Source organism: Caballeronia mineralivorans PML1(12) (genome assembly GCF_001028175.1).
GTDB lineage: Bacteria > Pseudomonadota > Gammaproteobacteria > Burkholderiales > Burkholderiaceae > Caballeronia > Caballeronia mineralivorans.
The window spans coordinates 1-19,045 of the sequence record NZ_AEJF01000199.1; the positions used below are offsets into that span (position 1 = coordinate 1).

Below are 19,045 nucleotides of genomic sequence, written 5' to 3' on the forward strand. Positions count from 1 at the left end.
TCGCATCAAATGTGATCGAGCACATTTTATGCAGGAAATCGGCCCGCTGCGTTCGACGTGGCGGGAGCTGGAAACGTGACTATGGCAGCCGGACTGAGGTCTACCGCGAAAGCGGTGGGGAAACCACCGGAGCCTACCGTGTGCGCGCCAGTTCTCGATATAGGTAGTCTGTCCTGCTTTCCGTGATACTGGTCACAGCTGACAGGTAGCTGCCAGCGAAGGCGGAACATGCACCCGTGGGCTACTCAACCTCGCATGCCATGAGGCAGGAATAAACGTGTTCGTTCCGAAGACGGTGACATCGAGCGCAACGGCTCATGGCCGCTTCGGCAAGGATGACTTCATTTACAACGCGCAGATGAACGAATATCGGTGCCCAGCAGGCGAGCGGCTCATCTGGCGATTCTCTACCGTTGAGCGCGGCCTGAAGATCAGTAAGTATTGGAGTTCGAATTGCCAGCAATATCCGCTAAAAGGGGATTGCACACCGGGTCCTCAACGCCGGGTGACACGCTGGGAACACGAAGCTGTTCTTGATGAGATGCAGGCGCGGCTTGATCACGCACCTGAGATGATGCGCATCCGGCGGCAGACTGTCGAGCACCCGTTCGGCACGATCAAGGCATGGATGGGCGCGACTCATTTCCTGACACGGACCATCGAGCGGGTGAGCACGGAGATGAGCTTGCACGTGCTGGTGTACAACATGAAGCGAGTGATCAAGCTACTCGGTTCAGAAGCGGTTATGAAGGCGATGCGGGCGTGACGCCCTGACCGGGTTGTTGAGCTTCTGCGATATATTCGGCTGTGATTTGACGTTTGTGTTCCCGCACGTCACCCAGCCGCGACCTGCGCCGAGACAGGTTTCGTCAATTCGCAGTGGCTGCGCGTTTTGACACAATCTGGGCCGCTCGCTGCCTTTCGCTCGAGGTGTCCGACCCACGACGCTATGCGCAGCTAAAGACTGCAGGTAAGGACTGCACGAGTGCATCAACGGTGAGCGCGAATACACAGGCCATTTCCGAATCGAGTAATCAACGCAGCAAATCTCCCCCAAAGGATCACGCTTAAATAAAATACCTTGGGGTTACGACCCTCCACCCGTTGTACCTATAGCTAAGGAATGCAGCGATCTAGGTGCTCAAATTGAAGTCGTGTTTGACGGGATCGATTGCGATATTGTCAAACCCAATCCAGGGGCGACATTCGACCTCGGGACGGAGGGTGCCAGTCTCTGCGCGAAAGACGAGGTGATCACATTCGTCAATCGGAATCTGGAACCCCACCGCGGATTTCACGTCTTCATGCGAGCGCTTCCTGAGATACAGCGCCTGCGTCCGAATGCTCACGTCGTGATTGTCGGTGGCGACGGCGCTTCCTACAGTCGACCCTCAACGAACGGAACCTATCGGCAACACTATTCTAAGGAGATCGACGGCCGCGTGAACTGGGATCGCATTCACTTCGTCGGGCGTATTCCGTATGCGCGTTACCTGAGTCTCCTGCAGGTGTCGACCGTACATGTGTACCTGTCCTATCCCTTTGTGCTGTCCTGGTCACTGATGGAAGCGTTGGCGGCGTCTTGTTTGGTCATCGCGTCAAGAACTCCGGCGATCGAAGAAGTGATCGAAGACGGCTACAACGGCTTGCTCGTCGACTTCTTCGACCATGCTCATCTAGCGCTTCAAATCGACGCGGCGTGCAAGAGCCCTTCAAGTTTCAGTGCGATCAGGGATCGCGCTCGCCGGCGTATCGTTGACGACTATGACTTACACAATGTCTGTCTTCCACAGCTAAAGGAATTGCTGCTGCGGTCACGCACCGACGGTTAAGCGCAGCCAGCGATCGGATACAGACCCTCGAGAAGCTACCCTGTGGTGGTCGCGAGTGTCGGCGATTGATTCGCTCTCACTCGCGTCGGCGAGTCGGCGCTGAGCGGGTAGGCGGTCTGTGGCCGACGTCGACGCCTGTGCGTTATATGACCGTTTATAATTTTATTTCGCTGGAGCCAAGTCATTGAATTTTCCGCGCTTGTTGGAATAACCGAGCGGTCGGCACCGAAGTTGACGTTTTTATTGTTGCAACGTTGACACTATCAATGCGGTCTACGATTCTGTAACGCTGACTTTGCCGAGCTCTCGCGAACCGATGCTCGAGCAGCTCTTTTTCTTGCCGTCGGTCGGAAACGATTCTCTTGTGCGCCACTTCGGATTCGATAGGGAAAAGCTTGAAAAAGCTCTCAGCCCCAAGAACGTCGCCAGCATGTTGTTCACGGCCGAAGCTCTTCGACAATTCATCCAGCCTGATGTTCGAGCGAAATTGTCCTAGGCCGTTAGAGCAGTTCGCATCTACATACCGCTCGCAACGTTGACTCTCCCGGCTCTTTCAATCCGCACCCGTATGTCGATGTAGAGATCCTTGGGGGCGCGGTCGTCGGGATTATCCTCGGGCCCGAGATGGAAATCCTCGCGGTGGTCCGCTGCGCCCGGGTTACGCCAAACAGCTTCGCAATCGCGTGGAGCAAGGCGGTCTTGCCAGCGCCGTTTGAGCCGATGACGGTCGTGGTCTCGGGTGCGAGTGCAGCGGTGGTGGGAGCGGGGCCGAAGGATCGGAAGCCGGAGAGGGGGACGCTTTCGATGAGCAAGATGTATTACTCGCGTGGGGGAAGGCCCAAAGGGGCGGGCAGCGGATCAGTGCCTTCATTAAGGATGGCGAGGTAGCGGCGATAGCCGAACACGCGTCCGCGTCGACGACCCGTTACCTCCTCAACCACGCCGAGCCGTTCGAGGTCGGCGAGCGCAGCGTTGATCGTAGGCGCAGTGAGACCAGTGCGCTCGACCAGCACATTGGCGGTGAGGAATGGATTCTGCTGCAGCAGTTCGTGGACGCGCAGGGCCGACCCGGCGCGCTCGCTCTCGACCGTGATGCGGTCACGATCTTCCTTGAACAACCCGACGATCCGAGTTGCGGCATCAAAGGCTTGGTTTGCCGTCTCGGCGACGCCATCGAGGAAAAACTCGAGCCAGGGCTCCCAGGCGCCGCGCTCGCGCACCTCTTGGAGGAGCCGGTAGTAATCTCCTCGGTGTGTCTTGAGGTAGAGGCTCAGGTAGAGAAGCGGTGAGCGTAGCACCTCATGTACATTGAGGAACAGGGTTACGAGGAGCCGGCCGATGCGTCCATTGCCGTCAAGAAACGGATGAATGGTCTCGAATTGCACATGAAGAAGACCAGCCTTGATGAGCGCCGGCAAGCGCGAGCGGTCTTCGTGCATGAACGTCTCAAGTGCATCGAGGCAGGTGCCGAGCTCGTTCACGGGAGGTGGCACATACAATGCGTTTCCCGGCCGCGTCCCGCCGATCCAGTTTTGCGACCTCCGGAACTCGCCGGGGCTTTTAGTGCCGCCTCGTCCGCTTTGCAGCAAACGGGCATGCATCTCACGAATCAACCGCAGTGAGAGTGGTAATGTCTGGAGTCGGTCCAACCCGTACATCATCGCGTCGACGTAGTTCGACACTTCGCGGATATCGTCGATCGGTTGGCCAGCCTGCGCCTCGGTTTCGAAGCGAAGAAGATCTGTCAAAGTTGACTGGGTACCTTCAATCTGGGACGAGAGAACTGCCTCCTTGCGCACGTACATATAGAGGAAGAGTTCCTGGCGTGGGAGAAGCATGGTGATGCCGTCCAACCGCCCAAGTGCCCGCTCGGCGAGGCTCAGCCGGTTGAGCAGACTCAAGATATCGATAGGTGGTTCGGGGGGCAGGGGTGGCGGTACAAAGGCGCGTACGATTTCACCGCCAGCGGCGGTCTCCACGAAGTGCCCAAGACGGGTATTTGTTACGTTTTCGTCGGCCATAGATAAATTATGGCTGTCGGCTCTTATTTAAACAAGTTGCCTTTGGCTTAAATAGCGTCGGAGCTTATGTAAGCGGCCTTAAACAACGCGCGGCTTTCATCAACGCCGAGTCGTAGTACGCTTTCGCGGCGAGCGCAGCTTCAGTCTGCACGGAAGGGTTGACGATTGGGCGCTATGACGCGCAGTGAGGATTCCATCGGCGATCGCCGGAGCAAATGCAACACCGCAACCCAAGCAATGAACCAACCGTCCATGGTATGGGCTTAAGGGCCGTCGTATTCCGTCTTACTCCGTTGAACCTTTGGGCCAATTTTTCAGTTACGTATGATGTTCCGCGCACCGCCGCCATATGTCCCTGCTGAACCAGTAACGGCTTTCACGCTTCGACCGGAAGCGGAGCGGAAATACTGGCATCATTCGTCGAGTTCACCTCTTTATCGCCGCTGCTGATGAAGTCGACCCGTGCCTGCATCATTGGCCGGCGCAGATTGATCAGGTCTGTACGGTGGTACGCAGCCTCGGTGTCGTTTTCGATAGCATGTGCAAGCGCCCGCTCAGCCAGGTCACGCGCGTAACCATGCTCGCTGGCCCAGTCACGGAATGAGGAGCGAAAACCGTGTGCGGTTGCAACGCGCCCCGGCGTATCGCTCACTGCTTTGGCACGGCGCAGAAGGGCTGTCAACGTCATGTCGCTAAGCATCTTGTCCCGCGGCGAGGGAAAAACCAGGGTGGGGTGCCTGCGGTGCTCGTACTGGTGCTTGACGATCGCAGCGGCGCGCTCAGACAGGGGCACGCGGTGCGGTTTGTCCATCTTCATCCGCTGAGCAGAGATCGTCCACAGCTTCCAGTCTGGTGAGAATTCGGACCAGCAGGTCTCCCGTACCTCGCCACTGCGCGCGGCGGTGAGAATGGCGAATTCCAGTGCGGCCTTGGTGCAGTCTCCGACCTCGCGGTCTACGAGATGGGTTGCCACGAACCGTGGTACGAGTAACCAGGGCATCGCGGGCTGATGATCCTTCTTTGGTTTCTGTTTCGGCAAAAGGCGATGGACCACGGAGGCCGGATTTCCCTTGACATGGCCTTGTGCCCACGCCCACTCAAAGACGACATGCATCCGTTGCTTGGTTCGCCGGGCGGTTTCTGCTTTCTTAAGCCAGATCTTGCGTAACGCGTCGGCACAGTCCTTCGGGCTTATATCGGTGAGCGGTTTGGGACCTAGTGTGGGGAATGCATACGTTACGAGGGTCGAGATCCATTGATCTGCGTGTTTAGCGTTTTTCCAGCCAGGTTTCAGGTCACCATGGACCTCACGGGCAGCTTTCTCGAAGGTCAGCGGCGATTGTTCTCGCTCGGTGGCGACCACCACTTGCTGCACGCGTTGGCGTTCATCGATCGGATCGACGCCGGACCCGACCAATTTTCGGGCGATGCGGGCCTTCTCGCGGGGTTCGGCGATCGACACGCCGTCTTCGTTCCCGGTATAGCTTCCGAGGCCCATATCGCGACGCTTTTTAGTGAGCGGACTGACGTATCGGAAGGTCCATCTCCCGCGTCCGTTTGCAGTCGGTACGATCAGCAGACCCGGTGTTGCCGCGTCGAAACGCGGTTTATCGTCCTTGCGCAGGGCATTCAGACTTATCGTTGTAAGGTTCTTTGGCTTGGCTGTCGTCATTTTCCACCCATCACGCCACCCATCATGGCAAGTCGGATTCACAAGGAACAACAGGGAACATTATAGACAGAAGAATGAGGTAACTACATGATTTTACGTGCGTAAATAGAAACTCCGCGGAACACTACGGAAGTCACTTTGGCGGACTCCGTCTCCGCCAGAAGGATGCAGACCCCCGTAAGTCTCAGGACTTACGGGGGTTTTGTTTTTTCGAGGCGCGAAATGAATGATGCGTGACGAGTGAAGTACCGCCAATAATAGGTACGAGCGACAGCGTGCGCGCCACATGATGAAGTCTCAGTAGTTGGCAGACCGGTTCAGGATGCTTCGTTAGGCTGAGCAACGAAGCAGGAGTGTGCCGCTAAACGTTGAATGGTCGATCGCATCAACTGCACCCCGACTCACCGACTCACCGACTCACCGACTCACCGCCTCAACGCCTTAACGCCGCCGCAGTCGTTTCATCCGCTGGAAAAAACAATTCGATCGCCAACTCGGACAACGTGATATCGATCGGCGTACCAAACATCAATGTCGTGCTGATGAACGACAATTGCCCGGCGGCCGTGCTCAGCACGAACGGAATGGCGATAGAAGTTTCCACCGCATCATCCCGACCCGATCCGCCCGGATAACGCTTCAACTCGTCGCGCAACGCGATCAATTGCGGATCGGCCGTGAGACTGATTTGACGCTCGAGCCGCTCCAGCAAATGCCCGCGCCATTGCCCGAGATTAATGATCTTCCGTGCTAACCCCAGCGGATGCAAACTCAAGCGCAGCACATTCACCGGCGGTTCGAGCAAGGACGGATCAGCATCGGCAATCAGCGCGGCCACAGCACCATTTGCCGACACCAGATTCCAATGCCGGTCGATAGCCAGCGCCGGATAAGGCTCTTGCCCCTTCAAAACCTGCTCGACGGCCGCACGCGCGGGTTGCATCGATTGATCGTCGAGTGAGCGTTCCCGGAACACCGGTGCGAACCCGGCCGCCGTCAACAACTGGTTGCGCTCGCGCAGCGGCACATCCAGATACTCGGCGAGCCTGAGCACCATCGCGCGGCTCGGCGCGGCGCGACCCGTTTCGATAAAACTCAGATGCCGGCTCGAAATCTCCGCTTCGCCGGCCAGATAAAGCTGGCTCATGCGCCGTCGTTCGCGCCAGTGCTTGATCAGTGGGCCGATAGGAGCCGCCGCCGCAGTCAGTGTGTTCATGGTTCTACCTTATCAAACCGGCGCACGCGGCTCCATTACCTCCCGGGTAATCGACCCACGTCATGCTTGTCCCGATGATTGATTCCAGGCCGCGCTAATCCAGTCCGGCCATCGCCTCGAAGACTCTCGAAGGAGAAAATCATGACTGAGCATGACGTTCTGGTGAGTCGCTATATCGACACATGGAACGAGACGAATCCGTCTCGCCGCAACGCTCTGGCCGGGCAGGTTTTGCTCGAAGGCGCCCGCTACACCGACCCGATGATGAGCAGCACAGGCCCAAAGGAATTCGCCGAGATGATTGGCGCGTTTCAGGCGCAGATGCCAGGGTTGACGTTCGAGCGTGTCGGCGGGATCGATGCGACGGGCGCGATGGTGCGCTTCAGTTGGCGTCTGATCGACGCCCGCGGGCGGCAGTTTGCGAGTGGTACGGACATCGGCGAATTTTCCGCCGATGGACGGTTCGCCGGCATTACCGGTTTTCTCGACAGCACGCTGATGGGCCAGCCATGGTCCGTCGAGAAGTACGCCGCTTTCTGGGCCGCGCAGGATTTTGGCAAGCCGAGCGATGAACTGGCGGCGGATATTGAAGGATATTGGCCGGGATTGCAGGCGCCTTTGAAGGGCGTGGAAGCCTACGTTCGTCCGCTGCATGAACTGCTGCGCCACGTTCCGGATTTCAGGCTGGAAGTGGCCGACTACGCGAGTCGCGGCGATACAGTCTTCATTCGCTGGATTGCAACGGGTACGCACGGCGATATGCCGCTGCGCTTCGAAGGGGTGGACTGCGTTCGTCACAGCAATGGCCAGGTTTATGAGAACCGGATCTACTGCGATCATCCGCTGATTCAGGCGTTGAACCAGTAGCAGAATTGGCAGCCCGACGGGCTGCCAATTCAATTTCTCTACGGTCGAGCGGGGTGCCCCGCGCCGAAAATGCGATGTCTTCTCATTGCATCACGAGCAAACCATCGAACTCAGAGCTCGTCGTCATCCAGCTCGTCGGCTCCGTGCGAGTCCGTTTGCCCCGTTTCGCCGCGTACCGCCCGCCGCTTTCGCTGCACATGGTACGCGGTAAGCACCGCATGCACGACCATGTCCAGCGCCGGTTTCGCATTGCCTTGCTTGTCCGTCCAGGTCTTCGGCGTAAGTGCGCCGGCAAGCGAGACGCTGTCGCCGTCATCGAGCGCCTGAAGCGCTTCCTTGACGGTGTCGTCGAAGGCGATCACGTTCACGAACAGGCTCTCGCCATCGCCGGCCGCGGCACGAACCCGGCATGTCACGAAGTGCGTGCCGTGCTGACCCGTGCGCACTTGCGCCGTGCCATAGAGACGCCCGGAAACCAGGCCATCGATCATGGTGTGCCCCTTCAAAATTCACCGATTGTCTCATCGCGAGCAGGCGTTTCGCTGCTGAATGCTTTGGATGGTGCTTTAAAAAGCGCCTGAGTGCGGGTTCGGGCTGAATCGAGTGTTCAACCGGTTTGGAACTCGATCGGCCTTGATGCGCATTGCGCGCTCGCTGTCCCGTCTACTTCCGCTTCGCCTCTTCGAGACACGCCGCCAGCTTCTCGAAATACTCGAGCGCCTTGCGCGTGGGTACGACGGTCTTGGTCCTCAGATCCGTACTCGATTCGTCCACTGAGACGAGTCCTTCCCGCCTCAAGCGCGCGAGTTTGCGATGCACCGTCGCCGGCGCACCCGCAACCGATAACGCCATTGTCTCGGTCACAGTCAGCGTACGCCCGGCGTGCCAGGCTGCTGTCAGCGCTTCGAGCAGACGTTCTTCCGCGGCATCGAGTTTCGGAACGGACGGCAATGCCTGCACGGCCTGAGCGAGGTTCAGGAAGCGAAAATAGGTATCGACGAGGTGTTTTTTTGCCATGGCGGCGGACTCGAGATGCATCGGTGAATCATAGCATCGGCCACTAAACCACCCTCAATACCACCTTCAAAACATCTTATCATTTTGATAATTAAATGTTACGATTCAGGAAAGAGGGCGCTTACCGACGTAATGAAGTAACGCGCAACTAGACCTGAGAGCCACAAAAAAAAGCACGTTGCCCTGCGGGGGATGCTGGGCAACGTAGCCAATTGAACGATCATGATGGATTTAAACAAGCATCGCGAAGCGGCGACGGCGGGGCGCTTTAGCGCGCAATATGCCGACGGCGAAATCGCGCATCTGCGGCATATGATTCGCTGCGTGAATCGGGACGGCGCCATGAATGCCGATTACTGGCGTGCCCGCATGGAGCGACTGCAATTCGATGCCGATCTGCTCCCGCAACAACGCGATTGCGTGAAGGCCTTGATGCGCGAACTGGAAGCCATGTCCACGCAGCTTCATGAATGCCTTGACGTGGCTTGACCGCCGCCTGCGACAGAACCGCTAACGTCGTGACACGGCGATTCAGCGTCAACGTGAGGCCCGATGCATCGACGCATGCATTCGCGTGACAAACCACAAGCCCAGCTTCAGCGTGTAGATGATCATGAGGGTCCCGCTCAGATCGCCAATGAACATCACGAGAAAACGCTCACCGATGTTTTCGGTGTCTCCGCTCAATGCAATCCAGGCCTGTTGCATGGCGGGGCCGGCAAGCGAATAGAGCAGGATCAGGACTAACAGACGCCCGGCTGTGAGATTCGAGAGTGACGTGCTGAGTCCAAGTTTGCGCGTGGCGAAGAGATACACGAGATACGGCGCGAGCGCAGAGATAATGCCGCCGAAAGTCGCGCGAACCGGGTCGTTCGGAAAGTAGTAGAAGAAACAACTGATCCACGACGCTATTAGTATGCCGATTGCGCCGAGCGCGCCGAATAACAGCGTGCATAAAAGGCGTATGCCGGCTGGCAGGTAGATCCAGTTGACACCGCGGACGAACTCCGAATGCCGGAAGATCCATTCGTTCGCGACCAGCGTGAGCAGGAATACAAAAGTGGTGCCGCAGACCACGGCGAGGTGATGGCGGATGTTCATGGACAAATCAGAAGGCAAACTCGATTGCGCGCGGAGCAAAGATCGCGAACCTTAATCGGGCCGCAGCAGGTGATGAACGATAAATGCTGTTGGGGTGAATTCTATCAGCGCGCATCGAATCCATTCGTGCCGGTACGCTGAGCGGCCTAGTGCCTCTCGACGCAAGAGGACGCTCAGCGAAAGAAATCTTGTGTCACATCATGTTGGCAGCCGTAATTCGGGGTTACTGGCTCGAAACATTTCGGCCGGGTCATTCCGCTAAGATTTACCTCAACAAAACCTAATCCGTTGAGGTGCACTTCAAATGAACAACAAACTAAAGACTTCCATTTTTGCTGGCGCGATCGCCATCGGGGCGCTCGGAATGTCCGGTGCGGCAATGGCTCAAGTGCGTCTTGGTATCAATATCGGCGTGCCCGCGCCCGTCTACGTTGTCCCGCAACCGGTCTATGCACCGCCGCCTCCGCCGGTCATCTACGCACCGCCGCCGGTGTATGCGGCGCCGGTTGTGGTGATTGGCTGGCACGGCGATCGTTATTGGGACGGCCGACGCTATTGGAATCGTAACGACTGGTACCGCTATCACGGTGGCCCGCGATACGGCGACCATCGCGGCTGGCATTAAGGACCAGACGCTATAAACCACACGTCGAGAACTCAGCACAAAGTCCATCCGGCGCAAGCCGGATGGACTTTGTTTTTCCCGCGTCAGCAACAACCGCTCCGCGCCAAGCCGTCCGATCCGCCATTGCCCACGATGTAACAAAAAGTAAGCTTTCAGCAGACAATACCTTTGCGCGGAAGAACGGCTTACAAAGTTGAAGTGCCGGATTGAACGCGATCCGCTATATTCGCTTCCACCTGAACAATGATGGCAAGAGGCGCGCCTTACATGAACAAGATCAAAAGCATCCGGATTCTGACTGGCATCGCTGGTCTGTGCCTCGTCACGATGTCCGGTTTTGCCCACGCCGGCGGCGTGAGCGTGGGGATCAACATCGGCATTCCCGCGCCGGTCTATGTGGCGCCGCAGCCTTACTATGCCCCACCGCCGCCCGTCATCTATCAGCCGGCGCCGGTGTACGCGCCGCCGCCGGTGGTGATCGGCTGGTATGGCAACCGGTACTACGATGGCCGCCGCTATTGGAGTCGTGACGAGTGGTATCGGCGCCATGGCGGGCGTCCGAACTATGGGCCGTCGTATGGTCATGGCGGTCCGGGATACGGACATGGTGACCGCGGCAACCGCGGTGACCACGGCGGAAATCGCGGCCGTAACGATAACCGCCAATAAACAGCCAGGCATTTAAAAGGTCGTCCCGCGCAAGCGGGACGACCTTTTTGGCTTCATCGACGGCTGAAGGACTGCCTTCGTCCGGATGCTATTCCGCCGCCTGAGCGGCCATTCCGCCGACGACTGCATTAAAGCCGCTATCGACGTGGATGATCTCGGCGCTCACGCCGCCTGCCAGATCTGACAACAGGAACGCGGCCACATTGCCGACCTGGTCGATGGTCACATTGCGCCGCAACGGCGCGTTGTTCTCGACGAACTCCAGAATCTTGCCGAAGCCCTTGATGCCGCTGGCCGCCAGCGTCTTGATCGGACCTGCCGATATGCCATTCACGCGCACCCCCTTTTCTCCCAGCGACGCCGCCAGATAACGCACGCTGGCTTCGAGCGATGCCTTCGCCAGGCCCATCGTGTTGTAGTTCGGAATCGCGCGCTCGGCGCCCAGGTAGCTGAGCGTGAGCAGCGAGGCATCGGCGGACAGCATCGATCGCGCGGCTTTGGCGAGCGCCGGGAAGCTGTACGCGGAAATATCGTGGGCGATGCGGAAGTTCTCGCGTGTCATGCCATCGAGGAAATTCCCCGCGATCGCTTCGCGCGGCGCAAAGCCGATGGAATGCACGAGACCGTCGAGCGTGTCCCAGCGTTCTTTCAGCGAGACGAACAGGGCGTCGATCTGGGCGTCGTCGCCCACATCGCACGGGAACACGAGGTCGCTGCCGAATTCGGTCGCGAACTCGGTGATGCGGTCCTTGAAGCGATCACCCACATAGGTGAATGCGAGTTCGGCGCCTTCGCGCTTGCAAGCTGCCGCAATACCGTAGGCGATCGAGCGGTTCGACAGCAAGCCCGTCAGCAGAATTCGTTTTCCAGCGAGAAATCCCATGAATGCTCCTTAAGAAGTCGATATTGCACATGCCCGGACTGAGCGCGCGCAAGCCGTGCGCACGTCGTTACAATGCCCGGGACAGTGGTTTTAGTAGAATTCTCTCACATCGCTTAAGGTGGGCCATGCCTGGCGGCCCTTCAACGGTCCTTGGGCGGCAAGCTGTTTTTCCAATCATCGTTTCACTGGTACACATAAAGGCACTCATGGCGACTGGCTCCCGACGGGTCCTCGGTCTTCTGTTTGGCAGCTTGCTGATCGGTTTCGGCGGGCTCGCGGTACCGAAAGCGGCGCTGGCCGTGTACGCCATCGCGCAGTACGGCGAGCCGAAATATCCAGCTAGTTTCAAACACTTCGACTACGTGAATCCCGACGCGCCACGCGGCGGCACGCTTGTTCTGGCGAACCCGAACCGCCTCACGAGCTTCGATAAATTCAACCCGTTCACCCTGCGCGGCAACCCCGCGCCCGGGCTCGGGTACATATTCGAGAGTTTGACAACGGGCAGCCTCGACGAGGTATCGACGGCTTACGGTCTTCTCGCCGACGACATCAACATTGCGCCCGACGGTCTCTCCGCTACGTTCCACATCAACGCGAAGGCACGTTTTTCGAACGGTGATCCGGTCCTGGCCGAAGACGTCAAATACTCGTTCGAGACGCTGAAAAGCCCGCAGGCCGCGCCGCAATACTCGGTGTATTTCGGCCAGATATCGCGTGCGGTGATTCTCGATCCGTTGACCATTCGCTTCGACTTCAAAGAGCGCACGCGGGAGATGCCGTTCATCGCGGGCGGGATTCCTGTGTTTTCGCACAAGTGGGGCATGAAGCCCGACGGCAGTCACGTTCCCTTCGATCAACTCGCGTTCCAAAAGCCGATAGGCAGCGGGCCGTATCTCATCGAACAGTATGACAACGGCCGCACGATTACCTACAAGCGCGACCCGGCGTATTGGGGCAACGCGCAGCCGGTGCGTGTAGGCACGTACAACTTCGAGCGCATTACATACAAGCTTTATTCGGACGGCGTTGCGCGGCTCGAGGCGTTCAAGGCCGGCGAGTACGACGCGCTGGTCGAATATATTGCGCGTAACTGGGTGCGTCGCGACATCGGCAAACGCTTCGACAATGGCGAGTTGATCAAGCGCGAGTTCCGTAATCACAACGGCACGGGTATGCAGGGTTTCTTCATCAACCTGCGACGGCCGATTTTCCAAGACGTGCGCGTGCGTCAGGCGCTCGATCTTGCGTTCGACTTCCAGTGGCTGAACCGGCAATTGTTTTTCGGCCAGTACACGCGCATAGACAGCTTCTTCGCGAACACGGATCTGCAAGCAACGGGCAAGCCAAGCGCGGGCGAACTTGCGATCCTCTCGCCATTTCGCGCGCAACTCGACCCTGCTGTGTTCGGCGACATGGTGAAGCAGCCGGACACCGATCCGCCCGCTTCATTGCGCGCGAACCTGATCAGGGCGCGCAAGCTGCTGGCCGATGCGGGCTGGACGTATCGGGACGGCGCTTTGCGTAACGCGAAGGACCAGCCGTTCGTATTCGAGATTCTCGATGACTCGGGCGGCGGGGCGTCGATGGAACCGGTCGTCGCCACGCTCCAGCGCAACTTGCAGAAGCTCGGGATTGTCGCGAACTTCCGGACGGTCGACTTTGCGTTGATCCAGAAGCGCTTAGATGCCTACGACTTCGATATGACCAGCCTGCGCATGCCCGACGTGCAGATTCCGGGCACGGAACAGGAGACGCGTTTTGGCAGCAAGTCTGCGGATCAGCAGGGCTCGGATAACTATAGCGGTGTAAAGTCGCCGGCCATCGATTCGATCGTGCATTCGCTGATCGGTGCCCAGACGCGCGAACAACTGCTCGATGCCACCCACGCGCTCGACCGGGTTCTGATGCACGGCTACTATGTGATCCCGCATTGGTACACGGCTTCGCACCGGGTGGCGTATCGCAACACGCTCGCGTATCCGGCGACCTTGCCGTTGTACTACACCGCCGAAGACTGGATCACATCGACGTGGTGGTTCAAGCCGGACGCGTCTATGTCGTCTGCTGCAGCCGAGAAGTAAATCCACGCATTTAATCACTCAAGCGGACCGCGCCCATGTGGAGCTACATCCTCAAACGAATCTTGCTGATGATCCCGACCTTGCTCGGCGTCCTCACGCTGACGTTCGCCGTGATCCAGTTCGTGCCCGGCGGACCGGTTGAACAGGCCGTCCATGAATTGCGGCGCGGTGAGCAAAGCACGAGCTTCGGCATGCGCATGCATACCGGCGTGGACGCGCAGCAAGTCGCGCAACTTCGCGCGCTGTATGGCTTCGATAAACCGCCGCTCGAGCGCTACTGGCTGATGCTCGGCCGCTTCGCCCGTTTCGATCTAGGCGATAGCTATTTCCGCCATCAAAGCGTGTGGTCGCTGATTGTGTCGAAGCTGCCGGTGTCGATCAGCATTGGCTTGTGGACGTTCTTTATTACGTACCTGATTTCGGTGCCGCTCGGGATCGCGAAGGCGGTGCGTAACGGTTCCACCTTCGATGTCACGACAAGTTTGCTCGTGCTCGTCGGCTTCGCTATCCCCGGCTTTGTGCTCGGCGTTTTGCTGCTCGTATTGTTCGGCGGAGGTTCCTTCTGGCAACTGTTTCCGCTGCGCAATCTCACCTCCGATAATTGGGCGACCTTGAGTCTCGGCGGGAAGATTGCGGACTACTTGTGGCACATCACGTTGCCCATCATTGCGTCGGTGGTGGGCAGCTTCGCGGTCATCACCATGCTGACCAAGAACGCGTTCCTCGATGAAATCCGCAAGCAATATGTGCTGACGGCGAGGGCGAAGGGGTTATCGGAGAGGAGCGTGCTTTGGAAGCACATCTTCCGCAACGCGTTGTTGCCGCTGATCGTGGGTTTTCCGGGCGCGTTCATCGGGGCGTTCTTTACAGGCAGTTTGCTGATAGAAACGCTTTTTTCACTCGATGGCCTCGGCCTGCTTTCCTACGAGTCTGTCGTGCGGCGCGATTATCCGGTCGTGCTCGGCACGCTGTATCTCTTCACGCTGATTGGCCTTGCCACCAAGCTGATCTCCGACCTTTGCTACGTCTGGGTCGATCCGCGCATTCAATTCGAACAACTGGAGCGTTGAGTTGAACCGTTCCCTGCTCCGTCCGCCTCAAGACAGCGACGCCCAGCCGCTCAGCGTTCCTGCTTCCATCACGCCAGGCCAACGCGTCTGGCAACGTTTTAAACGCAACCGGCTTGGTTACTGGAGCCTCGTGATTTTCGTGATTGTGTTCGCGATCAGTCTCGCGGGGCCGCTGTGGTCGAATGACAAACCGCTGGTCGTGCGCTATGAAGGTCATCTTTATTTCCCGCTGGTAAAGACGTACGCGGAGACCACGTTCGGGGGCGATTTTCCGACGCCCGCGGATTATCTCGATCCGTATATTCGCGACCGTTTCAGTCAGGGCAGTAACTTCGCCGTTTATCCGCCGAACCACTACTATTACGACACGCTCAACTACTTTTCGAAGGCTTCGAATCCGGCGCCGCCATCGCGTGAAAACTGGCTCGGCACCGACGACCGTGGTCGCGATGTGTTCGCGCGACTGCTCTATGGTTTTCGCGTGTCAGTCATCTTTGCGCTGGTTTTAACGGCGATAGGCACGGTGCTGGGTCTGCTGGCCGGCGCGGTGCAGGGCTACTTCGGCGGGCGTACGGACCTGACCGGGCAGCGTCTGATCGAGATATGGAGTGCGTTGCCGGAGTTGTATCTGCTGATCATCTTCGCGTCCATTTTCGAGCCGAGCTTGCTGCTGCTCGTTATCTTGCTCTCGTTGTTCGGCTGGATCGGTTTATCGGATTACGTGCGCGCCGAGTTCCTGCGCAACCGCACCCAAGACTATGTGCGGGCGGCGCGGGCGATGGGTTTATCGAATGCCCAGATCATCTGGCGACATATCCTGCCGAACAGTCTCACGCCCGTCATTACCTTCCTGCCGTTCCGCATGAGCGGAGCGATCCTTGCGCTGACGAGCCTCGATTTTCTCGGCCTCGGCGTGCCGCCGCCTACGCCTTCGCTGGGTGAATTGCTCGCGCAAGGCAAGGCGAATCTCGACGCGTGGTGGATCTCGCTGTCCACCTTCGGCGTGCTGGTCGCGACCTTGTTGCTGCTGACATTCATGGGCGACGCGCTGCGCAACGCGCTCGACACCCGGATGTCCGATGCCATCAAAGCCGGAGGTGGCAAATGAGCGCGCCGTTGCTGGAAATCGCGGATCTGCGGGTACGTTTCGGCGACACCATGGCGGTCGACGGCGTGAACCTCACGATAGAGGCTGGCGAGCGCGTGGCGCTGGTCGGCGAATCGGGATCGGGCAAGAGCGTGACGGCGTTATCGATCCTGCGGCTTTTACGCGATGCCGACCTGACCGGCTCGATCCGCTTCGACGGCCAGGAATTGCTTCCGAAGAACGAATCGGAAATGCGCAAACTCCGTGGCTCCGACATCGCGATGATCTTCCAGGAGCCGATGACCGCGCTGAACCCGCTGTACACCATCGGCGACCAGATTATCGAGACGATTGTGCTGCACGACGGCGTGTCCGCTCGCGATGCCCGTCGCCGGGCGATCGACTTGCTCGCGCGCACAGGTATTACGGAGCCGGAAAAGCGCATCGACCGATACGCGCATCAGCTATCGGGAGGACAACGCCAGCGCGCGATGATCGCGATGGCGTTGGCGTGCCGGCCGCGCCTCCTTCTCGCCGATGAACCCACGACCGCGCTCGACGTGACGATCCGCGCGCAGATCGTGGAATTGCTGCTGGAACTGCAACGCGACGAAGCCGCCTCGCGCGGCATGGCCGTTCTGCTGATCACGCACGATCTCAACCTCGTGCGTAAATTCGCGCAGCGTGTGGCGGTGATGGAACAGGGCGTGCTGGTTGAAAGCGGTACCGTGCAAGACATATTCGCGTCGCCGCAACATCCTTATACGGTGCGTTTGCTTGCGAGCAAGCCGCAGCGCACGGTGTTGCCGGTGCTGCCGCTGTCACCCGTGTTGCTCGACGCGCAGGAAGTATCCGTGGCATTCGCCACGAAAACGCCCGGTGTGGGCGGCTGGTTCCGGCACGGCGCGTTCAAGGCAGTGGATCGCGTATCGGTGAGCGTGCGGCAGGGTGAAACGCTCGGCATTGTCGGCGAGTCGGGGTCCGGAAAATCCACGCTCGCGATGGCGTTGCTCGGACTGCAGCGCACGTCGCACGGCAAGGTGGAGTTCCAGGGGCGCCTGCTTGGCGATTATCGCGGCCGCGAAAAAACCGTTCTGCGATCGAATATGCAGGTGGTGTTTCAGGACCCGTACAGCTCACTCTCGCCACGTCAGACGATTGAGCGAATAGTCGGCGAGGGGCTTGCGCTGCATCGTCCGGAACTCGATGCCGCGGCGCGCCACGCCAAGGTGGTGGCGGTTCTGCGCGAAGTCGGGATGGACAGGACGGCGTTGAACCGATATCCGCACGAGTTCTCCGGCGGGCAGCGCCAACGCATCGCGATTGCCCGCGCGCTGGTGCTCGAACCGCGCATCCTGATCCTCGACGAACCCACGAGTGCACTCGATGTGTCGATTCAGCATCAAGTTTTACAGCTTCTTGCCGATATACAACGGAAGTACAACTTGGGTTACGTGTTCATCAGCCATGACCTGGAGGTCATCGGCGCGATGGCGCACCGGGTTGTGGTGATGCAGAACGGAACTGTCGTGGAAACCGGTGATGTGGAGAATATTTTTGCCATGCCATCCCACGAATACACAAGAAAGCTACTGAAAGCCGCGATCGCGGCCTAATTTTCACCAATTAGGTGCGTATCTCAATTGAATTTTTCTATGCCTTTTGACATGTAAATAATATCTGGCTAGTATCAAGCCAACTTTTCCGCATGATCCTGATTTTTCAGTCTTTTTCACCAAAAACTACCGACCGATGCAGCAATTAACTTTGACTCAGACATGCGCGCGAGCAGCAGCCAGCATGTTGATCGGCCTGATGATGACAGCAACTTCCGGTGCGTTCGCCGACGAAGTCAACAGTTCAAGCCAAAATGCCAGCAATGGCATGTTTTCGTCGTCGAAAGCAGCTAACGACGTTTATCCCGTTGCCGACTCTGGCAATGTGACAAGCAACTCATCCAGCGGCACGCGTTCATTTCTTTCCGGCATGGCGAGCAAGGCGGGCGACGTGGTCGTCGGCGCGCTCAATATGATCGGCGTGCGTTATCGCTGGGGTGGCAATACACCTGATTCCGGTCTCGACTGCAGTGGTTTTGTGCGCTACGTGTTCCAGGACACGCTGGGCATGACGCTGCCGCGGCGCGCGGAAGAAATGAGTCGGGTGGGCGAGAAAGTTCGCGTGAGCGAGCTGAAACCGGGTGATCTCGTGTTTTTCAACACGATGCGTCGTTCGTTCTCGCATGTCGGGATTTATATCGGCGACAACAAGTTTGTTCATTCTCCGTCCACGGGCAGCACGATCCGTGTGGACGACATGGACGACAGCTATTGGGAAAAGCGGTATACGGGCGCTCGGCGTGTTGAAGCGACCTTCCCGATTGACGGTGTCGATCTGCGTCAGCGCGTCAGCGCCACGATCGGTAACAACGGCAATTAAGTCGTTGGTATCGATCTGAGCGGTTGCTGCTGACAGGTCAGCAGTACAAAAGCCTGCCTTCCGAAAGAAGGCAGGCTTTTGTCGTTGGCCGCTTCAAGTTCGCAAGACAACGATTCCACGCCTGGAAACCTTCCTAAGACCGGAACAGATTCGGACCTTTCCGAGTGATTGGGACGCTGCGCATCGCAACACGTTTTCGCCCGCAGCGCCGATGCCTCTCAGGTACAAACTTTGACACTCAGATTGCTGCTTTCAGTCAAGCTTTACCCCGTACAATCGCCAACCTTTGCCGGGTAGCACCGAGCGCCTCGCCGCGACACGAACCCGGTCAAAACAAAGTCTGAAAAAAACAGCTAAACGTTGAAACAGGCTGGTGCAAATCCTTGGCACGTTGAAAAAGGTGAAGTGCGCTTACGATCGGGATAGTCAGATATCTCATCGTCCTCTCGCATTGGATCAAGTGGT

17 protein-coding genes and 1 pseudogene are annotated in these 19,045 nt (G+C 58.3%); 11 read left to right on the plus strand and 7 right to left on the minus strand.

Going from position 1 to position 19,045, the window contains the following annotated elements; genetic code table 11:
• Window positions 1-250 precede the first annotated feature (250 nt).
• Together EOS_RS33645 and EOS_RS33650 are read left to right on the plus strand one after the other, a co-directional pair.
• Window positions 251-766 (plus strand): annotated as a pseudogene (locus EOS_RS33645) (transposase); the annotation flags it as partial.
• Window positions 767-1,154: 388 nt separating this feature from the next.
• A complete protein-coding gene (locus EOS_RS33650; protein WP_053064114.1) occupies window positions 1,155-1,832 on the plus strand; it encodes a glycosyltransferase in 678 nt (225 codons plus the stop codon).
• A gap of 818 nt (window positions 1,833-2,650) precedes the next feature.
• On the opposite strand, the gene EOS_RS33660 is transcribed toward EOS_RS33650, so the two are convergent.
• The 3 genes from EOS_RS33660 to EOS_RS33670 form a co-directional block, all read right to left on the minus strand.
• Complete coding sequence (locus EOS_RS33660; RefSeq protein WP_047896540.1) at window positions 2,651-3,853, minus strand: Fic family protein; 1,203 nt, start codon at window positions 3,851-3,853, stop codon at window positions 2,651-2,653.
• Between the two features lie 376 nt (window positions 3,854-4,229).
• Window positions 4,230-5,525, minus strand: coding sequence for a tyrosine-type recombinase/integrase (locus EOS_RS33665; RefSeq protein WP_047896541.1), 1,296 nt, complete (start codon window positions 5,523-5,525; stop codon window positions 4,230-4,232).
• A 433-nt stretch (window positions 5,526-5,958) separates the two neighbouring features.
• The gene (locus EOS_RS33670) at window positions 5,959-6,741 is read right to left on the minus strand and encodes a helix-turn-helix domain-containing protein (protein ID WP_047896542.1); all 783 of its coding nucleotides are present in this window, start codon (window positions 6,739-6,741) and stop codon (window positions 5,959-5,961) included.
• 141 nt (window positions 6,742-6,882) lie between these two features.
• On the opposite strand from EOS_RS33670, the gene EOS_RS43765 reads away from it, so the two are divergent.
• Window positions 6,883-7,608 carry a nuclear transport factor 2 family protein gene (locus tag EOS_RS43765; RefSeq protein WP_053064115.1) on the plus strand — a complete coding sequence of 242 codons (726 nt, stop codon included), beginning with the start codon at window positions 6,883-6,885 and terminating at the stop codon, window positions 7,606-7,608.
• 110 nt (window positions 7,609-7,718) lie between these two features.
• On the opposite strand, the gene EOS_RS33680 is transcribed toward EOS_RS43765, so the two are convergent.
• A complete protein-coding gene (locus tag EOS_RS33680) occupies window positions 7,719-8,099 on the minus strand; it encodes a single-stranded DNA-binding protein (protein ID WP_047896543.1) in 381 nt (126 codons plus the stop codon).
• Window positions 8,100-8,271: 172 nt separating this feature from the next.
• Entirely contained in the window at window positions 8,272-8,625 is a 354-nt protein-coding gene (locus EOS_RS33685; RefSeq protein WP_047896563.1) for a helix-turn-helix domain-containing protein, read from the minus strand.
• Window positions 8,626-8,847: 222 nt separating this feature from the next.
• Here EOS_RS33685 and EOS_RS33690 point away from each other — a divergent pair, with 222 nt between their 5' ends.
• Window positions 8,848-9,114 (plus strand): hypothetical protein, encoded by a 267-nt coding sequence (locus EOS_RS33690; protein ID WP_047896544.1) that lies wholly within the window; start codon window positions 8,848-8,850, stop codon window positions 9,112-9,114.
• A 48-nt stretch (window positions 9,115-9,162) separates the two neighbouring features.
• On the opposite strand, the gene EOS_RS33695 is transcribed toward EOS_RS33690, so the two are convergent.
• Window positions 9,163-9,726 (minus strand): hypothetical protein, encoded by a 564-nt coding sequence (locus EOS_RS33695; protein ID WP_047896545.1) that lies wholly within the window; start codon window positions 9,724-9,726, stop codon window positions 9,163-9,165.
• 304 nt (window positions 9,727-10,030) lie between these two features.
• Here EOS_RS33695 and EOS_RS33700 point away from each other — a divergent pair, with 304 nt between their 5' ends.
• Together EOS_RS33700 and EOS_RS33705 are read left to right on the plus strand one after the other, a co-directional pair.
• Window positions 10,031-10,351: a hypothetical protein gene (locus EOS_RS33700; protein WP_047896546.1), complete on the plus strand. Its 321-nt coding sequence runs from the start codon at window positions 10,031-10,033 to the stop codon at window positions 10,349-10,351.
• A gap of 276 nt (window positions 10,352-10,627) precedes the next feature.
• On the plus strand, window positions 10,628-11,020 hold the full coding sequence (locus EOS_RS33705; RefSeq protein ID WP_047896564.1) for a hypothetical protein: 393 nt from the start codon (window positions 10,628-10,630) through the stop codon (window positions 11,018-11,020).
• A gap of 88 nt (window positions 11,021-11,108) precedes the next feature.
• Here EOS_RS33705 and fabI read toward each other — a convergent pair whose 3' ends face one another.
• Window positions 11,109-11,903 (minus strand): enoyl-ACP reductase FabI, encoded by a 795-nt coding sequence (gene fabI, locus EOS_RS33710; RefSeq protein WP_047896547.1) that lies wholly within the window; start codon window positions 11,901-11,903, stop codon window positions 11,109-11,111.
• A 206-nt stretch (window positions 11,904-12,109) separates the two neighbouring features.
• Here fabI and EOS_RS33715 point away from each other — a divergent pair, with 206 nt between their 5' ends.
• The 5 genes from EOS_RS33715 to EOS_RS33735 all read left to right on the plus strand — a co-directional run bounded on the left by EOS_RS33715 (window position 12,110) and on the right by EOS_RS33735 (window position 18,580).
• Window positions 12,110-13,987, plus strand: coding sequence for an extracellular solute-binding protein (locus EOS_RS33715; RefSeq protein WP_200908732.1), 1,878 nt, complete (start codon window positions 12,110-12,112; stop codon window positions 13,985-13,987).
• A gap of 35 nt (window positions 13,988-14,022) precedes the next feature.
• Window positions 14,023-15,057 carry a microcin C ABC transporter permease YejB gene (locus EOS_RS33720; RefSeq protein ID WP_047896548.1) on the plus strand — a complete coding sequence of 345 codons (1,035 nt, stop codon included), beginning with the start codon at window positions 14,023-14,025 and terminating at the stop codon, window positions 15,055-15,057.
• A 13-nt stretch (window positions 15,058-15,070) separates the two neighbouring features.
• Window positions 15,071-16,165, plus strand: a complete 1,095-nt coding sequence (locus EOS_RS33725; RefSeq protein ID WP_047896566.1) for an ABC transporter permease — start codon at window positions 15,071-15,073, stop codon at window positions 16,163-16,165.
• Window positions 16,162-17,760, plus strand: a complete 1,599-nt coding sequence (locus tag EOS_RS33730; RefSeq protein WP_047896549.1) for an ABC transporter ATP-binding protein — start codon at window positions 16,162-16,164, stop codon at window positions 17,758-17,760. The genes EOS_RS33725 and EOS_RS33730 overlap by 4 nt, the downstream gene beginning before the upstream one ends.
• 136 nt (window positions 17,761-17,896) lie before the next feature.
• The gene (locus tag EOS_RS33735) at window positions 17,897-18,580 is read left to right on the plus strand and encodes a C40 family peptidase (protein WP_047896550.1); all 684 of its coding nucleotides are present in this window, start codon (window positions 17,897-17,899) and stop codon (window positions 18,578-18,580) included.
• Window positions 18,581-19,045 lie beyond the last annotated feature (465 nt).

Bases quoted from the DNA above. Each gene is read 5' to 3' on its own strand.
- EOS_RS33730 (WP_047896549.1), top strand. From the start codon at position 16,162: ATGAGCGCGCCGTTGCTGGAAATCGCGGATCTGCGGGTACGTTTCGGC.
- EOS_RS43765 (WP_053064115.1), top strand. From the start codon at position 6,883: ATGACTGAGCATGACGTTCTGGTGAGTCGCTATATCGACACATGGAAC.
- fabI (WP_047896547.1), bottom strand. From the start codon at position 11,903: ATGGGATTTCTCGCTGGAAAACGAATTCTGCTGACGGGCTTGCTGTCG.
- EOS_RS33660 (WP_047896540.1), bottom strand. From the start codon at position 3,853: ATGGCCGACGAAAACGTAACAAATACCCGTCTTGGGCACTTCGTGGAG.
- EOS_RS33735 (WP_047896550.1), top strand. From the start codon at position 17,897: ATGCAGCAATTAACTTTGACTCAGACATGCGCGCGAGCAGCAGCCAGC.
- EOS_RS33715 (WP_200908732.1), top strand. From the start codon at position 12,110: ATGGCGACTGGCTCCCGACGGGTCCTCGGTCTTCTGTTTGGCAGCTTG.
- EOS_RS33720 (WP_047896548.1), top strand. From the start codon at position 14,023: ATGTGGAGCTACATCCTCAAACGAATCTTGCTGATGATCCCGACCTTG.
- EOS_RS33700 (WP_047896546.1), top strand. From the start codon at position 10,031: ATGAACAACAAACTAAAGACTTCCATTTTTGCTGGCGCGATCGCCATC.
- EOS_RS33685 (WP_047896563.1), bottom strand. From the start codon at position 8,625: ATGGCAAAAAAACACCTCGTCGATACCTATTTTCGCTTCCTGAACCTC.
- EOS_RS33665 (WP_047896541.1), bottom strand. From the start codon at position 5,525: ATGACGACAGCCAAGCCAAAGAACCTTACAACGATAAGTCTGAATGCC.
- EOS_RS33690 (WP_047896544.1), top strand. From the start codon at position 8,848: ATGATGGATTTAAACAAGCATCGCGAAGCGGCGACGGCGGGGCGCTTT.
- EOS_RS33670 (WP_047896542.1), bottom strand. From the start codon at position 6,741: ATGAACACACTGACTGCGGCGGCGGCTCCTATCGGCCCACTGATCAAG.
- EOS_RS33695 (WP_047896545.1), bottom strand. From the start codon at position 9,726: ATGAACATCCGCCATCACCTCGCCGTGGTCTGCGGCACCACTTTTGTA.
- EOS_RS33680 (WP_047896543.1), bottom strand. From the start codon at position 8,099: ATGATCGATGGCCTGGTTTCCGGGCGTCTCTATGGCACGGCGCAAGTG.